An 18,370-nucleotide genomic window follows, 5' to 3' on the forward strand; every position below is an offset into this window, starting at 1 on the left:
CCCGGCTCCCCCGCTCCCCCGCTCCCCGACTCCCGACTCCCGACTCCCGTTCGCGCAGCGTTCCGAAGGAATGCTCTTGACTTCTAACTTTGGGTCTTAACTGGTCAAGATTGCCTCTTACCTATTCCCGACACCCAATTCCCGACACCTTATTCACAGCTAATTATGTCCAACTCATCCAGCCCCAACGAAGCCTTTATCATCTTTGAACTAGCCGATACCCTGTATGCCATTTCATCCCAAGCCGTGCAGCAAATGGAAATGGTCGATAGAATCACCCCCGTTCCCAATGCGCCCCACTTTGTCGAAGGAGTAGTATTTTCCCGAGGTCAAGTGATTCCTGTGATTAACCTCCGGGTTCGTTTTGGTTTCGAGAAAATCCCCTACAACTTACGCACCCGGTTAATCGTCACCCAAAGTCAAAACCGCACCATTGGGTTAATTGTAGACACCGCCCGGGAATTTATCGTGATTCCTGAGAATGCCATCCAACCCCCCAACGAAGAAATTTCCGGGTTAAGTGGTCACTACTTAGCCGGAATTGCCACCCTCGGAGAACGGATTATTCTGATTCTGAAGGTCGAAGAGGTGTTTGAAATGCCCGACTCCAGTTTATCCGTCTTATCCTAGATAGCCCCCATCTGGTTTCCTCTTCCCAAGCGAGGGCGGGATAGTCTTCCTAATACATCCATTCCCTCAAGGAAAAAGCCAACCCTTAACCCTGAACACCCCATTCCCTCAATATCCATTACCAAAGGAGTTTTTCTGACTCATGGCTAAAAATCGTCACTCCACCAAACCCGCCAAACCCAACAACGGCAAAGGACTAGCCTCCCCCCCAGACCTGAAACCCATCATGGCAGCAACAGCCGCCCAAATGAATCAAGGGGTGCAAGAACTGAGTGGCTTACTCAACCAACTTGACCAAGACAACCACAAGCAAACCCAAACGATTGAGGATGCTACAACCAGTATTGTTGAAATTGCGACCTCCTTAAAAGACACAGCCAATCAAGCCCAATCCGTCGCCGATTCCACCGAGCAGATGGTGTCCTCCATCAATGAAATTGCGGCCTCCGTGGAACAAGTAACCGGGAGTAGCACAGAACTGGCCACGGCTATCCGACAGGTCAGTAGCTCCATTACCGAAAGCAGTGCCAACACCAAAAACGTCGCCGAAACCTCCCAAGACATGGCCGCCTCAGCCCAACAGGTGACGGCTTCTATGACGGAAGTAGCCGCCTCCATTAAAAGTGTCAGTAACGACACCGAAAACCTCGCCTCGGCGGTCAATCAAACGGCGGCCTCGGTGGAAGAAATGAATAGTTCTATCCAAGGTGTCGCCCAAAATGCCGATGATATGACGGCGGCCTCAGAAGAAACCACCTCCTCGATTAATGAAATGGCGGCCTCCATTGAACAGGTTTCCGCCAGTACCGAGAATTTAACGGTGACGGTGGAAGATGTGGCCAGTTCCATTGAGGAAATGGCGCAGTCGATTCAAGGGGTTGCCCAAAATAGCGAAAGAATCAGCGAAGCGGCCACCAATGCGGCCACCAGTGCCGAAGAATTGGACCGTTCTATTCGCTCGGTGTCTACCTTAACCCAAAAGGCCGATGAACTGACCCAACGTATGGCGCGGGATGCCGAAGTGGGGGGGGCAACGGTCGAAAAGGCTATTCAAGGCTTAGGACGGGTGCGCCAGTCTATGGTGCAGTCGGCTGATGTGATTCGGGATATGGGCAAACGCACGACGGAAATTAGTTCCATTGTGGACACGATTAATTTAATCGCCGAACGGACTAATTTATTGTCCCTCAATGCCTCCATTGAAGCGGCAAGAGCAGGAGATGCGGGGCGGGGCTTTGCGGTGGTGGCGGAGGAAATTCGCAATCTAGCAGACCGAGCGGCTCAAGCGACTTCTGATATTGGGGCCATTATTAAGGGGTTACAAAATGTGGTGCAGGAGGCGGTGAATACTTCCAGTGAGGGAGTGCGAGTGGCTGAAGATAGTGGGCGCTTGGCGGAAGATGGGGCCGAGGGGTTGAAAAAAATCCTGACTGGGGTGGAAGAAACCACCAAGTTGGTGAGTCAGATTTCTAATGCCTCGGAAGAGCAGTTAGTGGCCGGGCAAACGGTGGTGAAGGCGATTAATGCCACTGTCACCCAAGCCAAAGAAGTGAGCCGGGCGACTATTGAACAGGCGAAGGCCTCGGAACGAATTGTGCAATCGACCCAACAAATGCGTCAGATTAGCCAACAGGTGAATCAGGCAATGCGGGAACAGGCCCGGGCGGCGCGAGATGTGATTAAGGCGGCGCAAAATACCAATAATTTGGCGACACAAGTGCGCAAGGCGGCCAATGAGCAGGCCAAGGGGACTACCCAAATTATGCAGGCTATTGAGTTGATGCGGCGGGGTATTGGGACGACATCCCGGGCTTTGCAGGAACAGTCTCTGGCGGGGGATCAAATTTCTCAGGAGGCGGAACGGTTGGTGCGCTTGATTAATGGGGTGACGCAATCGATGCAGGAACAGACGACGAGCGCCCTACAACTGAATAAGGCGACGGATAGTATGCGGGTACAATCGGAGCAGGTGGCGAAGGCGATGAGGGAACAAAACCGCGCTATTCAGGACATGATGCTGTCGAGTCAAAATATTGTTAAACAAATTCGCTTGATTTCGGCGAGCAATTTGGAACATTCGGCGGTGGCGAATCGCGTTCAGCAGTTGTTGCGTGATGTACAACTGTTTTCATCTCGGGGCGCTCAAGGTTTACAGGAGTCTAAGACGTTGGTGAATCAGCAGTTATCGATGATTCGCACGCTGGGGAATCCATAGGTCCTAGATAGCCTTGTCTCACTGGGTTTTTCCCTAGGGAACAGTGAGGGAATAGGGAATAGGGAATAGGGAATTGATAATTGACATGAGAAACCGGGTTTTTGCTGGGGTGTATCGAGAAAACTAGACAATGAATGCAACCCGGTTTCTGGCTAAAGTTAGTCAAAGTTAGTCAATGACATTACACCCGACTCCCCTGCTCCCCCTCTCCCTGACTCCCCGAGCTATTCAGCAAACCCTAGCTACTGGCACTGACCCACTATTCACTATCCTCTGCCCATAATCAACTATGACTATTAGTATTTTTACGACGGATGCCCATTTACTCATTCGCTCTTGGGATGCAACGCTGGTTGCTATGACCGGGTTGAAAGGGGAGCAAGTTTATGGCAAGCCTTTAATGGATTTGATTCCGGATTTGGCTGCTCGGGGGCTGTTGGAACGGTTTCAACGAGTGCTGAAGGAGGGGGTGATTGAAACCTTGGCTCCGGCCTTGCATCACTATCTCATTCCTTGTCCTTCTCAAAGACCTTCGCCCTATTTTGATAAGATGCAGCAACGGGTGACGATTGCTCCGTTGCGCGATCGCGATGAGGTGATTGGAACTATTGTCACCCTAGAAGATGTGACGGAACGCTTGATTGAGGAACGGGTGTTGGCGGAACAGTTGGCCGCCCCAAAACAAATCCCGGAGTCCTTGGAAGATACTTTATCCCTGTTGGATCAAAGTCCGCCTCAAGTGCGATCGCAAATTGTCGATCATTGGGCGAAGTCCTCTCAACCCCAAATTACCCAAGAATTATTAACCCTCCTCCGTCGGGAACACCGTAACCCCAATATCTTAAATAGCGTGTTACAGGTTTTAAAGTTGTCCCAAGTGGATCCGGTTCCGGCCTTGCTGGAATGTTTGCAAGAGGAAGATGTGGAGTTACGCATTTATTCGACCTTGGCCTTGGGGGAACGCAAGGATCCCCGGGCGATCCCCGCCTTAATTAAGGCGCTGCAAGATTCCGATCAGAATGTCTGCTATCACGCCATTGATGCTTTGGGACATTTACAAGCCCGAGAGGCGGTGGAGGAGTTGGTGCGCATTGCGGGATCGGGAGATTTTTTCCTCGCCTTCCCAGCCTTAGATGCCTTGATGCGCATTGGGGATCCCTCCATTGCGCCTTCTCTGGTACCCCTGTTACAAAATACTCTCAACTGGCGAGTTCGTCGGGAGGCGGTGGATAATCTGGCTCTACAAAATAATCCCGATTTGACGGCGGATTTATTGCGTCTGCTGCGGGAACAACACCGTAATCCCAATGTTTTAAATAGTGTGTTGCAGGTGCTGGTGTTGAGCCATGTGGACCCCATTCCAGCCCTGATTGACTGTTTACAGGATCCCGATGTGGATCTGCGCATTTATGCGGCCTTGGCTTTGGGAGAACGCCACGATGGACGGGCTATTCCAGCCTTACGGGAGGCCTTAAAGGATCAGGATACAAATGTTCGGTATCATGTGATTGAGGCGTTGGGGCATCTCCAAGCCACGGAGGCGATTGATGAGTTGTGCGAAATTGCCCGGGGTGGAGATTTTTTCTTGGCATTTCCGGCACTGGAAGCCTTAATGCGTATTGGAGATAGTACGGTTGCCAGTCGTTTGCTGCCTTTAGTGGACGATGAGTTACTGGCGGATCAGGTGATGGAGGTGTTGGGGGAATTAGGGGATGCGGATGTGGTGGTGGCGATGGCGGAACAGTTGAATCTGTCCAAGGCCCAAGTGTTGAGTATTGCCGGGGCGATCGCCAAAATTTCCCAACGCTATCAAACGATTTACGGCGAAGGGGATGTTATTGCCGATTTAGCCTGTCAGGGCATCCGAGAAGAAGGCATTGACAACATTCTAGCTGTTCTCCCCGAGGCCTCCGATCAACAACTGACGGCTTTAGTCGTCCTGTTGGGGTCTTTGGAAGGAGAGAAGATCGAACGCGCTTTAGCAAGCCTGTTAGAAGCGCCTGCGGTGCGAGAATTAGTCCAATCGGCCATGATTCGCTATGGGCGGAATAACCGTTCTCGGGGGCGGGTGACGGATTTATTAGTTCAACAGTTAGAGTCTCCGGATCTCGAAACTCGCAAATTAGCGGCCGATGCCTTGGGGCGCATTGGCAGCCCTCGGGCGGTGGATGCCTTGACGCAGTTATTGAGTGAAGATTCAGAACTGGTCATGGTGACAGCGGCCGCTTTAGCCCAAATTGGGGATCAAAAGGCCTTTGACTCCCTGTTGAGTTTGATGGGACACCCAGAATCGGCTGTGCGTTTAGCAGCGATTGCTGCCCTCAATTCCTTGGGACACCCGGCTATGGCCCAGCGCATTCTACCGATGTTAAAAGACGAGAATCCCTGGGTTCGAGAATCAGCCGTCAAAATCGCGGGTTATTTCGCCTTTCCTGAATGTATTGCTCCCCTGTTTGATTGTTTAGAAGATCCTGAAGAACGAGTACGGCGGGCGGTGATTGAACATCTGCCCTATTTGGAAGATGACCGGGTATTTGGGGTTTTGGTGCGATCGCTCACCCAAGAAACCCCCGGAGTCCGGGCCGTGGCGGCTCACGCCTTGGGTGAGTTAGGGATCTTAACCCCCTCAGCACTCACCCCGGAACTGTTCGAGCATTTACGCCAAGCCTTAGAAGATTCAGAAGCTTGGGTTCGCTATCAAGCCGTGCGCTCCCTTGGGCGCTGGCTGGGAGAAATGGGCGACACCCCCGCAAGGTTGACCATGATTGACCAACTTCTCCCCCGACTCAAAACCTTGATTCAGGAAGATCCGGCCAATCCCGTGCGGGCCGCCGCCGCCAAAACCTTGGGGCAACTCGGTCATGAGGACATAATCCCCCTCTTAATCCAACTCAGCGAAGATGAGAACAACGACCCCGATATTGCCCGGGCTGCCCTCTTAGCCTTGGGGCAAATTGACCACCCCAACGCCGTTTCCGCCCTCATGACTGGCTTGAATTCTCCCAATCCAGAACGGCGTCTCGATGCCATCCAAGCCTTCCGAGAACGGGGGGATACCGATGCCGGCCTAGCCTTACAATGGATGGTGGCAGCAGATCCGGAAACCAAGGTGGTTCACGCGGCCATTGACTCCCTCTCCCGCATGGCTACCCCCGATGCGATCGCCGCCCTCCTAGAACTCACCCTCGACCCCAGCAATCGAGAAGCCTGTATCAACGCCCTCGCCCAACGGGGCAACCACCCCAACACCGCCAAACTCGAATATATCGAGGCCGTCGCCAAGGGACTCAATCATGTCCACACCATCATCCGGTGTTCCGTGGTCGAAATTTTGAAACGGCTTAAACATCCCTATGCCTCAGAATTTCTGATCGCCGCCCTCCATGACCGAGAATCTGGCGTGCGTTTAGCCGCCGTTAGCGCCCTCATTGCCCTCGGCAATCGTTCCTGTATCGAACAATTGGCTATGCTAACCCGAACTGACCCCTCCCCAGCTGTGCGTCGTGCCGCCCAACGACTCTTACACTCGTCCTAAATTAGGTCTGTCTTCCTCTTATTAACCTTGTACCTGACCATTACTTATTACAGTAGGACCGACGGATGACTCATGATAAATGGCAAGATATCAATAAACTTCGTTTATCCAGTTGGAAAGAAACAGTTGAATTGAATGAAAGTACCTTCATTATTTTGCGCGATTTGATTCATGAAAAATCAGGTCTTTATTACGAGTCAAGTAAGCGAGAAATGTTAGGAGACAAACTAATTCCTCGCTTACAGGAATGTAGTCTAACTTCTTTTTTAGACTACTACTATTTCCTTAAATATGACTCCAATGCCCATGAGGAATGGGGACATTTGATGAATGCTTTAGCCGTTCCAGAAACCTTTTTTTGGAGAGAAATTGACCCCATTGAAACCCTCGTCAATATCATTCTTCCCCAATGGTTTACCCTGAGTCGAAAAGATACTTTTCGGATTTGGAGTGCCGCTTGTTCTACGGGAGAAGAACCCCTGACCATTGCCATGGCTTTAAATGAAGCAGGTTGGTTTCAAAAGTGTAACATTCAAATTTTTGCCAGCGATGCTTCATCTAAGGCGATCAGGGCTGCCCGTGAAGGCATTTATCGAGAACGGTCATTTCGTGTCCTTTCCCCTCGCTTACAATCCAAGTATTTTATGGAAATTGTCGATCCAATTAGAAAAGACCAAAAAGCTTGGAAAATCGATGAATCACTACACAAAAGAATTAAGTGGTCTGTGGCAAACTTAATGAACGTTTGGGAATTTAGTACCTTAGCTAGGGCTAACTTTATCTTTTGTCGCAATGTCTTTATTTATTTTTCTGAACAAGCCATTGAAAACACAGTCAATCACTTTTATGACTTTATGCCTTCCCCCAGCTGCTTATCCATCAGTACATCGGAGTCCCTCTTAAAACTCAAGACTCCATTTGAGTTAAAAGAGATGGGGGGAGCATTTATTTATGTCAAATCTACAGAGCAAGAAAGGAGTATCTCGTGAGTAAAATCATTCGGGTTTTAATTGTGGATGATTCCGCCTATGTGCGGAAAGTTGTTCGACAAATGCTCTCCCGCAGTCCCTTTATCGAAGTCGTGGGAACGGCTCATGATGGCAAAGATGCCCTAGAACAAATTGAAAAACTCAAGCCCGATGTTGTCACCCTCGATTTAATCATGCCGGAAATGGAAGGGGTGGAGTTTTTAAAACAACAAATGGCTAAACATCCCATTCCGGTAGTCGTAGTGAGTATTGCCGATGAGGGTGGGGAACGAGTTCTCGCGGCCTTAGATGCCGGAGCCGTGGATTTTGTCCAAAAACCCACCGCTTTAGCCACCGATAAAATGTACGACATTAGTGACGAGTTAATCGAGAAAGTCAAAGCGGCTGCCCATGTTCCTCTCAATCGTCTCCCCGTTCAATCCCCAAGTTCTGTCATTGTCCCAGAAAAACCCACGGTTTCTCCTCCTGTGATCTCCCAAGCCTTGGAAATGATTGTGATTGGCATTTCCACCGGAGGCCCCCAAGCTTTAGCCTATGCCATTCCCCAACTCCCGGCGGATTTCCCTTTACCCATTGCTGTGGTGCTTCATATGCCCATTGGCTACACCAAAATGTATGCTGAACGTCTCAATGGTCTTTCCGCGTTAGAAGTGATTGAGGCCGCTGAGGGGGATGTGGTGCGCCCCGGACGGGTGATGATTGCCCCGGCTGGTCGCCATTTAACCTTTATTCGTCATGTCGATGGTCAGGTGTTGGCCCATTTGGAAGCCCGCCCCTTTGATATGCTCCATCGTCCCAGTGTAGATGTTCTCTTTCAATCGGCGGCCGAGGTCTATGGGCCTCACTTGTTAGGGGTGGTGATGACGGGGATGGGGTCTGATGGTAAACAAGGCTGTGCTTGGATTAAGTCCCACGGGGGGGTAGTTTATACCGAAGATGAATCCAGTTGTGTGGTCTATGGGATGCCCCGTTCCGTGGTGGAGGCGGGATTAAGCGATCGCCGGATTTCCCTTCAATATCTACCCAGCACCTTGATTAATCTAGCACTGTCAGGGGTTTAATCGCTTACCGTTTACGTTCTCCATCATCAATTTAAGGGATTCTGACTATGCTACTGACAGACAAACAACAGGAAGTATTAACTCGTTTTATTAAAATCGCTTTATCTCGTCGGACGGCGGCTTCCCTCTCCCACCTGATTGGCTCTCCCGTGGTGTTAGAAGTGGCAGAAGTCGCCCTATACCCCCTCAGTTTCCTCCATACGGAGTTTACTAACACCTTACAGGATGAGGTGGCCGTCATTCGGCATAGTTTTGAGGGGGGAATTAATGGGGACGCTTTACTCTCCTTTGATTATCATGCTGCCGTTCAATTAACCAACCTCCTACAAACTCACGGCATGATTTACCCCCTCGACCAGTTAAATCTTTCGGCCTGTGAAGTCTTAACAGAGGTGGGGAATATTTTATTGACGGCCTATTTACGGATGTTAGATCAACTGCTCGGTCAGCCCATCACCTTTGGGGTACCCTCTTTTGAAATGAATTCCATGCAGGCCATACTCAATCATTTGATTCTGAGTCGCCATGAAGTCCGTTATGTATTACTGGTTAAAACCACCTTTCGCCTTTGTGATACGGCAGTGGACAGTTATATGATGTTGGTGTCTGGTGTTGCCTCCCTCTCTAGTTTAATTCGGGGGATTGAGGCCTCTTTTTGTCTCCATTCACCCTGAATCGATGATTATTACCCTCACCCTTTTAGATTCTTATAACATTCCCGGAGCGTCTCCCCAGGAGAAGCACCCTGTCGGGCAATGGCAGTTTAGAGATCCCGCCCGGATTCGTATTGGTCGAGCGCCTGATAATGATGTCGTCCTAACGGATCCGGTGGAAGTGTCGCGCTACCATCTCGAATTGCGTCGTCAGTCCCCCCAGCGTTGGGTTTTAATCAATCACGGGGCCAATGGAACGTTTCTCAATGGGATGCCTGTCTCTCAAGTCGCTTTAGCCAATAATGTAGTCGTTCAACTGGCTAAAGGAGGTCCCCGTTTTCATATTGCCCTACAAGCGCCCCCCCAACTCCAATGTACCCACGCCAATAATCCCCCCGACACCCTCTTTTGTATCCATTGTGGGGAACCTCGGGTAGACCAAGAGGAATTCATCCGCCAGTATCAAGTTTTACGGGTTCTGGGTCAAGGGGGCATGGGAACCACCTACCTCGCTTGGGATAAACAAGGCACTATCACCGGAAAACCCATCCTGTTGGTTCTCAAAGAAATGAACGCGGATCTGGCTCAGAATGCTAAGGCCCAGGAACTCTTTGAACGAGAAGCCCGCATTCTACAATCCCTGACCCATGACGGCATCCCCCGCTACTACGATTTTTTCGTGGATCGCAATAAAAAGTATTTGGCGATGGAATTAGTTCATGGGGAAAATTTAGAACAACGCATCTATCAAAACGGGGTCGTCCCCCCGAGAGTGGCCATTCCTTGGATGATTCAAACCTGCGCAATTTTACAATATCTGCACGACCTCAATCCTCCCCTCGTTCATCGTGATGTTAAACCCGCGAACTTAATGCTCCGCCAACGGGATCAACGCATTGTCCTGTTAGATTTCGGAGCCGTCAAAGAAATCGGAACCCCCCTCGGCACGCGCATCGGTGCAGAAGGGTATAGCGCCCCAGAGCAAGACCGGGGGCAACCTTGCCCCCAGTCTGATTTATTCGCGATCGCCCCGACCTTGATTTTCCTCCTCACAGGTCAATCCCCTTTGCATTTTTATCAACATCAGGGCCACGAATATCGTCTAGAGGTTAGCCATCTGCCCACACTGACCCCGCAACTGTGCGAAGTCGTCCACAAAATCGCTGAACCTCAACTCAAGAACCGTTACCAAACCGCCCAAGACGTGGTAAAGGCTCTTAGCACTTGTTTATGAGCTTGTGAGAAAACAAACTCTAGGCAAAAGTCTATCTCATCAGGTTGATAATCAAGCAGGTTGATAATCAAGATTGCACATTTCCACAACTTAGATTGAAAATTTGGATCATTAGATTGAAAATTTGGATCAATGGATAGTCCTGATCAATGGCATATTCGGGGGGGATTTATCCCCGTCATGTCCTGAGTGACCGTTCAGAGTAAACTTGTACAGTCCGAACAACCCAGAACCGACCAAAGTTGGGAGATTACTCCTCATCCCACTCTTCAACAACTAACAAATCATGCACCGGATCCTGCATGGAAAAACCAAACTCCAGCAATTCATTCTTCCAATATGACCAATCATCGCCATAAAGGAAGGCAATTTTCCAGATACTATCATGGGGTTTCAGGATTTTGGAATCCACCAAGGAGCGCACCTTACGCTGAAACTTCACCATGGGGTGAGCAACTTTTTGAGTCATATCCTCAACTTACTAAAAATCAGTTTTACTAATATCCCTGTACTTGTTCCTCAGCTTTAACAGTAGACCGTATTGAGTTAGATCAAGTGAGGAGGTTAAGGGGCAAAGGAAAAAGTACTTAGATTCTTTGTAACGCATAACAGGGGATTTCGGCAAGTCCCAACCGGAAATTTTTAGCCCATTGTTGCCCCTTCCACCCCTTTCTTTAGGGCGGGGATCATGATTGCATAAGCATTTTAGCCTATTTGACCTCTGGGAGAAAAAATTGCACAAAAAACGGCGGGAGAGTCAACTCCCTCCCCAGAATCCAACTCGGCTGAGAATCGCTCAAACCCTTTCCTTCCGAGCATTGCCCCCTCAATCTTAAAAAAAAATTACACAAAATGTTACAAAATCCCGTTCTTTCCTTAAAATAAAGTGAACAAGTGTTAAGAAATGCCACTTATATTGCAAAATTTGTTCACATTAGAGAAATTTTAGGTAGCCTCGCAATGCCAAACCGTTTGATACAACGTCTTTTTACTGCTCTCCTTGTAGCTTGCGTTGCCTTGTCCACTTGGTCTATTGCCTCCCCGGCCAAGGCCGTTGATAACCCCGCCCTCTTACCTGATATTGAAACTCCCGTCATTGACCTAGCTAACTTCTTGCCCACCCTGCAAGAAGAATCCTTGATTAAACAAATTGATAACTTTGAAAAAGAAACAGGATGGAAACTGCGAGTTCTGACCCAATACGACCAAACCCCCGGTCGTTCCGTCAAAGAGTATTGGGGATTAGATGATCGCAGTGTTCTGCTCGTGGCCGATGCCCGAGGGGGCAATCTCTTAGCCTTTAACGTAGGGGATGAACTTTACAACTTTTTGCCCCGTACCTTCTGGGTAGAATTACAAACCCGCTTCGGCAACCTCTACTATGTGCGAGAAAATGGGGAAAATAACTCCATTGTCAATGCCTTAGATGCCGTTTCCTCCTGTCTTAGAGAGGGAGGCTGTAATGTTGTCCCCGGACTGCCCAGAGAGCAGTGGATTTTAACCCTCATCACCTCCATTTTAGGCGGGGTGATTTGTGGGTTAGCTTCTGTTCCCCGTCAGAAAGATCAAGTAATTGCGTGGCAGTGGGCGTTAATTTTCTCTCCTCTGTGGGGTATTTTGTTTATTGCCTTCGGTTTAGGACCCGTCGTAACAAGGACGGCGGATTGGTTGCCCGTTTTCCGCAACGTTTTAGGGTTTACTCTCGGTTTTCTGGTGGCCTATCTTTCCCCGATGATGAACCGTTCCCTCTCCTCAGAACCGGAAATGGATTAGCGGCGAAAATCGAAAATCTAAAGATTTCATTAAAGCCTCGTGGAACTTAACCTGAGCTAGATTGTGGGTTAAGTCTCGCGAGGTTCTATCATGATTCGCTCTAAATTGCAAACTTTGTTGTGGTTCTTACAGCGGCCTCCACTCTATCCTGAGTTGGTTCGTTTGGCACTTGGGCAATTTTTCCTCGGTGCGACCAAAACCGAAGATTCTTCAGAGGAAATGGTGTCATGGTGCGAGGAACGTAGTCTGGACACTCCTAGGGGGCTGGAACAGTTAATCGGGATGACCCGTGTCACCCCGTTAGAGGAATTATTTCCAGACCTGTGGCAAGAGGCAATCCAAAGAGAAAGCCGTTGTTCTGTCCTGATGGGAGGAGCGGGCAATGTTGAACTTCTTTATTATTCTGCGGAGTATCTTCAGGCGGTACGGGTGATTGAAACGGGAGTGGCCTATGGTTGGTCTTCTTTGGCCTTCTTACTTTCCCTGAAAAACCGTCCGGGATCTCAGTTGGTCAGTACAGATATGCCCTATCGGAAACGGAATAATGATCCTTATGTGGGCTGTGTCGTTCCGGCAGAGTTCAAGCAAAATTGGCATCTGATTCGCTTGGCGGATAGACAAGGGCTACCCCAAGGGATTCAACGATTGGGGGAAATTGATCTATGTCACTATGACAGCGATAAGAGCTATGAGGGGAGGATGTGGGCTTACCCTCTGTTATGGCAGGCACTCAGACCGGGTGGTTTTTTGATCTCTGATGATATTGGGGATAATGTGGCCTTTCGGGATTTTGCGAATCAAGTTCAGGGAGATCCCCTAGTGGTACGCAAGGAGCAGAAATATATGGGCATTCTGGTGAAGCCGAAAGGGGAATGACCTCCTCCCGACGCTGACTCTAGGAGCATTCCGTTCTCCATTTCCTCATGGTTGGGGATCCAGAAAAACCCAAGGGGATCCAGTTCTTGCTATGGTGATTACATCTAGCGTGCCGTCGGCGTTAGTCGGGTGTGCTGATAAAGTATTGGTAATCAAGAGGGCTACAGTCTGAACCTCGCGGAGCTATAACTGGCAATGAATTTAGAGAAACAGCCCTTAACGATTCCTTGGTTTAAACTCGCCCTGACGAGTATTTTTGTTTTCTCCTGGGTCTTGCGGTTTTGGCAGATTGAAAAATTTAATACTTTGGTCTTTGATGAGGTTTATTATCCTGTCTTTGCCAATCGCTACTTAATCGGGGAATCAGTTTATAATGCTCATCCCCCCCTAAGTCAATTGATTATTGCGGTGGGAATGTGGTTAGGTTCCCATTTACCCTTTGGTCAGGATGTCACTAACAGTTTAACGGGGTCTATCCGTTCGACCTTTAGTTATCGGTGGCTCAATGCTGTGACGGGATCTTTTATTCCGGTGGTGATGGGTGCGATCGCCTATCAAATCACCCTCCAACGCTCCTATGGCATCATAGTCGCCCTGTTTGCCGCCCTTGATGGTCTATTCCTCGTGGAATCCCGCTATGGCCTCAATAACGTTTATCTCGTTTTATTTGGCTTATTAGGTCATCTGTTTTGTTTCCTCGCCCTCCACAGTCCCCCCCAAGCTCGTCATCGTCCCAGTCCTCGACGCTTTCGCCATTACCAGAGGGGGCGCTTTCGCTGGATTCGCCGCATCAGCGATCGCGTTTCCGTCGCTTGGACTGAACGCCGCCCCCTCACCCGTCGTCAGCACCTCGCCCTCTCCGGTGCTTTTTGTGGTCTATCGGCGGCCATCAAGTGGAATGGTTTAGCCTTCCTCCTTGGACTCTATTTAATTTGGTTGATCGCTTGGTTATTGCGTTGGAATCGCGGCCGTGCTGCTCATAACTATTCCCTCTACTCCTCCCACAGTTTCCCCCTCAACTCGGCCACCCCCCTCCAAAACCTCACCCAACTCAACCTTCTCCACATTCTCTTTTATTGGCTGTTGATTCCGGTCGTCACCTATACCATGACTTGGATTCCTCACTTAATCATGAATCCTCAGCCGGGTTTCTGGGAAATGCACCGTAAGATTCTACGGTTTCATCAAGCTGTCGGCAGTGGTCCCGATGTTCACCCCTACTGTTCCCCTTGGTATAGTTGGCCCCTGATGTGGCGACCTGTGGCCTATTTTTACCATACAACCCAGAACCCGGAGGAGATGATTCCCGCCTATCCTCCCCTCCCCCCCGGCATTGGCTCCACAATTTATGATGTTCACGCCATTGGCAACCCCTTTTTATGGTGGTTTTCCAGCGCGGCGATCCTGTTGTTAATTCTGGTTGTGGTGCAACAAGGTTGGACGGGGAAAATCGGGAAATCTAGCCTCAGTTTGCCCATGGGTTTAGTGCTTTATGTGGTGGTGAACTATGGCGCGAATCTCCTGCCTTGGATGAAAGTTTCTCGGTGTGTCTTCATTTACCACTATATGGGAGCGTCGGTTTTTGCTACCCTTGCCTTGGCCTGGATCATTGACAATTGGCTGCATCATCCCCGCCTCTTATACCGCTATTTGGGTTTAGGTGCGATCGCCGTGGTGATTATAGCCTTCTACTTCTGGTTGCCTCTCTACCTCGGTTTGCCCCTCTCCAAAGAAGGCTATCAGATCCGAATGTGGTTCCCCAATTGGATTTAAAGCAATCAGGTAGAATAGGCTGTAGTTTTGTGGAGATTGATTCGACGTGAAACTTGGGGACTGGATTGGTTTACTCTGTTTAATTCTCGCCTGTGTGATCCTCTGGCAATTTCGCCAGATTTTGCTGTTGTTGTTTACGGCGGTGGTGTTGGCGATCGCACTCAATAGTCTAGTACGCTGGATTCAGCAAATAACCAGCCAACGACAAATCAAGTTAACTCGGGGGAAAGCCGTATTAATTGCCCTCACCATTGTCCTAATTGGGGCAACGCTGTTTATTTCCCTTGTCCTCCCCCCCTTCATCAATCAGTTTCAGAAACTCATTCCCAAAGTGATTGAGGGCCTCTCCCTCCTCGTGACTTGGATGACCGACTGGTTGAGAGATCCCCCCCCTTGGTTTCCTGATGTTAACCTAGAACCCCCCAAATTCTCGGAACTCTCTCAACAAATTGGCAGCTTGTCTCAAAACCTGTTGGAAAATGTCTTAGCCTTTTTCTCCAACTCAATGGCTGTCTTGTTGCAAGTCCTCCTGATTCTGATCTTTACCGTGATGTTTTTGGCCAATCCCCCAGCCTATCGGAATTTGTTGCTCTTGCTATTCCCCTCGTTTTATCGTCGTCGGGCGGATATGATTCTAGCCCGTTGTGAGGTGGATTTATTGGGCTGGATGCAGGGGATTTGTTTTAACTCCCTGTTTGTGGCCGGTTTATGTGCCTTTGGCTTAAGTCTCTTGGATGTGCAATATGTCCTCACCCATGCTTTACTCGCCGGGGTGTTTAATTTTGTCCCCAATATTGGCCCCTTTGCCAGTGCGGTGTTTCCGGTGTCTGTTGCTCTGCTTGACTCCCCAGTAAAAGGGGTTTCGGTGATTGTCTTGTATGTGATTGTGCAGAATTTGGAAAGCTATTGGTTTAGCCCCATGATTATGCACAAACAGGTTTCTCTCCTCCCAGCCGCTACCTTAGCCGCCCAATTGTTTTTTACTACTTTTTTGGGCTTTTTGGGCTTGGTTTTAGCTCTGCCTTTGGCGGTGATTGCTAAAGTATGGATTGAGGAAGCCTATATTAAGGATGTATTAGACCATTGGAACAGTGGGCCGGCTTTTTTGGTGGAGGCGGAGGGGATAAAAGGATCCGCGCTGTTGGAGGAGATAGTCCCACAGGAGGCTCTTTCTCCTTCTTCTGATGAATCTTCTTCTGATGAATCAAAAAGTTCTGAATCTCTGGAGGATGGGTGTTGAAGTGCTACTACGAACTTGTTCAATGCGCTGAAGCGCTACTACGAACTTAATACTAACCCTTGAAATTATGACGCTTTCTCAGAATTCCTCGGCTTCTACTTGGCGTAAGGAAATTACGGCACTTCCCCCTTGGCTTCGTCGCCCCATCGGTAGGGCTAGCGATTTGTCTACGGTGCAACGGATTATTAAACAACGGCAAATTTACACGATTTGTGAGGAGGGGCGTTGTCCCAATCGGGGGGAATGTTATGCCCAAAAAACCGCCACTTTTTTGTTGATGGGGCCCACTTGTACCCGGGCCTGTGCTTTCTGTCAGGTGGATAAGGGTCACGCTCCCATGCCTTTGGATGCTGATGAACCTCAAAAAGTGGCTGAATCGGTGGCTTTGTTGGGATTGCGCTATGTGGTCTTAACCTCTGTGGCTCGCGATGATCTGCCCGATGGGGGAGCAAGTTGGTTTGTCCGTACTATGGAAGCGATTCGAGAACAAACGCCGATGGCTCAGATTGAAGTGTTGACCCCAGATTTTTGGAGTGGTAAGGGGGGGGCAGTGAGTCAACGGGAGCGGGTGGAGCAGGTTGTCGGGGCGGCTCCGGCTTGTTATAACCACAATATTGAAACGGTGGCTCGTTTACAAGACCGGGTGAGACGGGGGGCGAAGTATGATCGCTCTCTAGCCCTGTTGGAGATGGTTAAGGTCATGAATCCTGAAATTCCTACGAAGTCCGGTTTAATGTTGGGTCATGGGGAGACGGAAGAGGAGATTATGGAGACGTTGCGGGATTTAAGGGCGGTGGGGTGCGATCGCCTCACATTAGGTCAGTATATGCGCCCGTCTCTAGACCATCTCCCGGTGGAGAAATACTGGACTCCCGAAGAGTTTGACCAGTTGGGGGAATTAGCCCGTTCTCTGGGCTTTAATCATGTTCGGTCGGGTCCATTGGTGCGCAGTTCCTATCATGCCGGGGAAGGGGCTGATTAACCATTTTTCATGGAGTTTAAGCGTTAGCTCACCTGGGGTGGGTCAAAATACTGATCTAACCTGAAAAAGGTTTCTAACAACACTTGAGCGCCGTTTACACAATCTTCGGGGGTGGTGTATTCCGTCACCGCATGACTGACCCCAGCGGCCGAGGGGACAAAAATCATCCCCATGTCGGTGATGCGGGCTAATTCTTGGGCATCGTGACCCGCCCGACTGGGGAGGTGAGTATAGGGGAGTTGTAAGTCCTCACAGACTTGGGCAATGATTTGTTGAATGTGGGGTTCTGCGAGGGCAGGTTCATTGTATAGACCGGGATTGAGGTAGATTTTGCACTGGGTGGCGATCGCAATTTCCTCCAACTGAAACCGCAATTGTTCCATCAAAGCGTCGAGATGTCGATTCGATAAGTCCCGAATATCCAGACTCAGTTCTACCCGTCCCGGAATCACATTCACCCCATTGGGAAAAACATTCAACTGTCCCACCGTCGCCACCTGTTGACCCGGACTATTGCCAATTTCCTGCACCGCCAACACAATTTTAGCCGCCGTTACCAAAGCATCCACCCGCATATACATGGGCGTTGTCCCGGCATGATTGGCTTGACCCTCGATTATAATTTGATAGCGTCGTTGTCCCACAATCCCCTCCACCACCCCAACCGACTGGGCCATAGACTCCAGAATTGGCCCCTGTTCAACGTGCAACTCCACAAAAGCCCTCAAAGCTTGGGGACTGCGTTTGGCCTGATAAATCCTGTCCCAATCTCCCCCTACTTGCCTTAAACAGCTTTGAATCTCAGTCCCATCGGGGCGGCGATAATAGCCCGAGTCATTCACTAAACTGCCGGACATGGCCTTACTACCAATCATCGTCCCTTCCTCATCGGTAAACACAATCACCTCCAGAGGATGGTTTAACAACACTTGATTTTCCCCTAGCACCCGCACCATTTCCAGACCCGCGAGGATACCCAGGGCCCCATCATAGCGCCCTCCAGTGGGTACCGTATCAAGGTGAGAACCTGTTGCTAAAGCCGGGGCCTGGGGATTTTGCCCCTCGTAACGACCAATAATATTCCCGGCACTGTCAATCTGTACCGTCATCCCCGCTTCTCTCATCCACTTTTGAACTAACTCCCGCGCTGCAATATCTTCTGGGGAGTAAGCTAAACGGCAGACCCCCCCATTGGGGATTTCCCCAATGGAGCCTAAATGTTCCAGAGTCCGAATCAGGCGATCGCGATTAATCACAAAAGAGGGGGAGGAGTTACGCAAAATCATCAAAACCTCCTGGGTCTGAAACCCCGTCCTTTAAGGACGGCTTTGTATTTTTCTGGTAATATTGGAAATATCGAAAAGCGAAAACCAAGGCTATTCGATATTAGCACCTTGAAAATTGGATAT

The 18,370-nt window shown here is 49.7% G+C and carries 14 protein-coding genes; 12 read left to right on the forward strand and 2 right to left on the reverse strand.

All coding sequences use genetic code 11. The features are described 5' to 3' along the window. The first annotated feature begins 165 nt into the window (after positions 1–165). From K4A83_RS17130 to K4A83_RS17160, 7 genes are all read left to right on the forward strand, one after another. Positions 166–630 (forward strand): chemotaxis protein CheW, encoded by a 465-nt coding sequence (locus K4A83_RS17130; RefSeq protein WP_265265867.1) that lies wholly within the window; start codon positions 166–168, stop codon positions 628–630. A gap of 142 nt (positions 631–772) precedes the next feature. Further along, positions 773–2,845, forward strand: a complete 2,073-nt coding sequence (locus tag K4A83_RS17135; RefSeq protein WP_265265868.1) for a methyl-accepting chemotaxis protein — start codon at positions 773–775, stop codon at positions 2,843–2,845. Positions 2,846–3,134: 289 nt separating this feature from the next. Continuing rightward, the gene (locus tag K4A83_RS17140; protein ID WP_265265869.1) at positions 3,135–6,380 is read left to right on the forward strand and encodes a HEAT repeat domain-containing protein; all 3,246 of its coding nucleotides are present in this window, start codon (positions 3,135–3,137) and stop codon (positions 6,378–6,380) included. Between the two features lie 65 nt (positions 6,381–6,445). Next, on the forward strand, positions 6,446–7,369 hold the full coding sequence (locus K4A83_RS17145) for a CheR family methyltransferase (protein ID WP_265265871.1): 924 nt from the start codon (positions 6,446–6,448) through the stop codon (positions 7,367–7,369). Next, entirely contained in the window at positions 7,366–8,430 is a 1,065-nt protein-coding gene (locus K4A83_RS17150) for a protein-glutamate methylesterase/protein-glutamine glutaminase (protein WP_265265872.1), read from the forward strand. Before K4A83_RS17145 ends, K4A83_RS17150 begins: the two co-directional genes overlap by 4 nt. Before the next feature lie 47 nt (positions 8,431–8,477). Beyond that, the gene (locus K4A83_RS17155; protein WP_265265873.1) at positions 8,478–9,104 is read left to right on the forward strand and encodes a chemotaxis protein CheC; all 627 of its coding nucleotides are present in this window, start codon (positions 8,478–8,480) and stop codon (positions 9,102–9,104) included. Positions 9,105–9,111: 7 nt separating this feature from the next. Continuing rightward, positions 9,112–10,317 carry a protein kinase domain-containing protein gene (locus tag K4A83_RS17160; RefSeq protein WP_407810071.1) on the forward strand — a complete coding sequence of 402 codons (1,206 nt, stop codon included), beginning with the start codon at positions 9,112–9,114 and terminating at the stop codon, positions 10,315–10,317. 250 nt (positions 10,318–10,567) lie between these two features. On the opposite strand, the gene K4A83_RS17165 is transcribed toward K4A83_RS17160, so the two are convergent. Then, complete coding sequence (locus K4A83_RS17165; protein WP_265265875.1) at positions 10,568–10,786, reverse strand: DUF4327 family protein; 219 nt, start codon at positions 10,784–10,786, stop codon at positions 10,568–10,570. Positions 10,787–11,277: 491 nt separating this feature from the next. Here K4A83_RS17165 and K4A83_RS17170 point away from each other — a divergent pair, with 491 nt between their 5' ends. The 5 genes from K4A83_RS17170 (at position 11,278) to lipA (ending at position 16,961) form a co-directional block, all read left to right on the forward strand. Continuing rightward, the gene (locus K4A83_RS17170) at positions 11,278–12,090 is read left to right on the forward strand and encodes a TPM domain-containing protein (protein ID WP_265265876.1); all 813 of its coding nucleotides are present in this window, start codon (positions 11,278–11,280) and stop codon (positions 12,088–12,090) included. Positions 12,091–12,180: 90 nt separating this feature from the next. Then, complete coding sequence (locus K4A83_RS17175) at positions 12,181–12,966, forward strand: class I SAM-dependent methyltransferase (RefSeq protein ID WP_265265877.1); 786 nt, start codon at positions 12,181–12,183, stop codon at positions 12,964–12,966. A 195-nt stretch (positions 12,967–13,161) separates the two neighbouring features. Beyond that, a complete protein-coding gene (locus tag K4A83_RS17180) occupies positions 13,162–14,739 on the forward strand; it encodes a dolichyl-phosphate-mannose--protein mannosyltransferase (protein WP_265265878.1) in 1,578 nt (525 codons plus the stop codon). A 46-nt stretch (positions 14,740–14,785) separates the two neighbouring features. Further along, positions 14,786–15,979: an AI-2E family transporter gene (locus K4A83_RS17185; RefSeq protein ID WP_265265879.1), complete on the forward strand. Its 1,194-nt coding sequence runs from the start codon at positions 14,786–14,788 to the stop codon at positions 15,977–15,979. Positions 15,980–16,046: 67 nt separating this feature from the next. Next, positions 16,047–16,961 (forward strand): lipoyl synthase, encoded by a 915-nt coding sequence (lipA, locus tag K4A83_RS17190; RefSeq protein ID WP_265265880.1) that lies wholly within the window; start codon positions 16,047–16,049, stop codon positions 16,959–16,961. A gap of 23 nt (positions 16,962–16,984) precedes the next feature. Here the strand turns inward: lipA and K4A83_RS17195 are convergent, their stop codons facing one another. Beyond that, positions 16,985–18,247, reverse strand: a complete 1,263-nt coding sequence (locus K4A83_RS17195; RefSeq protein ID WP_265265881.1) for a Zn-dependent hydrolase — start codon at positions 18,245–18,247, stop codon at positions 16,985–16,987. Between the last annotated feature and the right edge of the window lie 123 nt (positions 18,248–18,370).

The sequence above is a fragment of the Spirulina subsalsa FACHB-351 genome, assembly GCF_026130165.1.
Lineage (GTDB): Bacteria > Cyanobacteriota > Cyanobacteriia > Cyanobacteriales > Spirulinaceae > Spirulina_A > Spirulina_A subsalsa_A.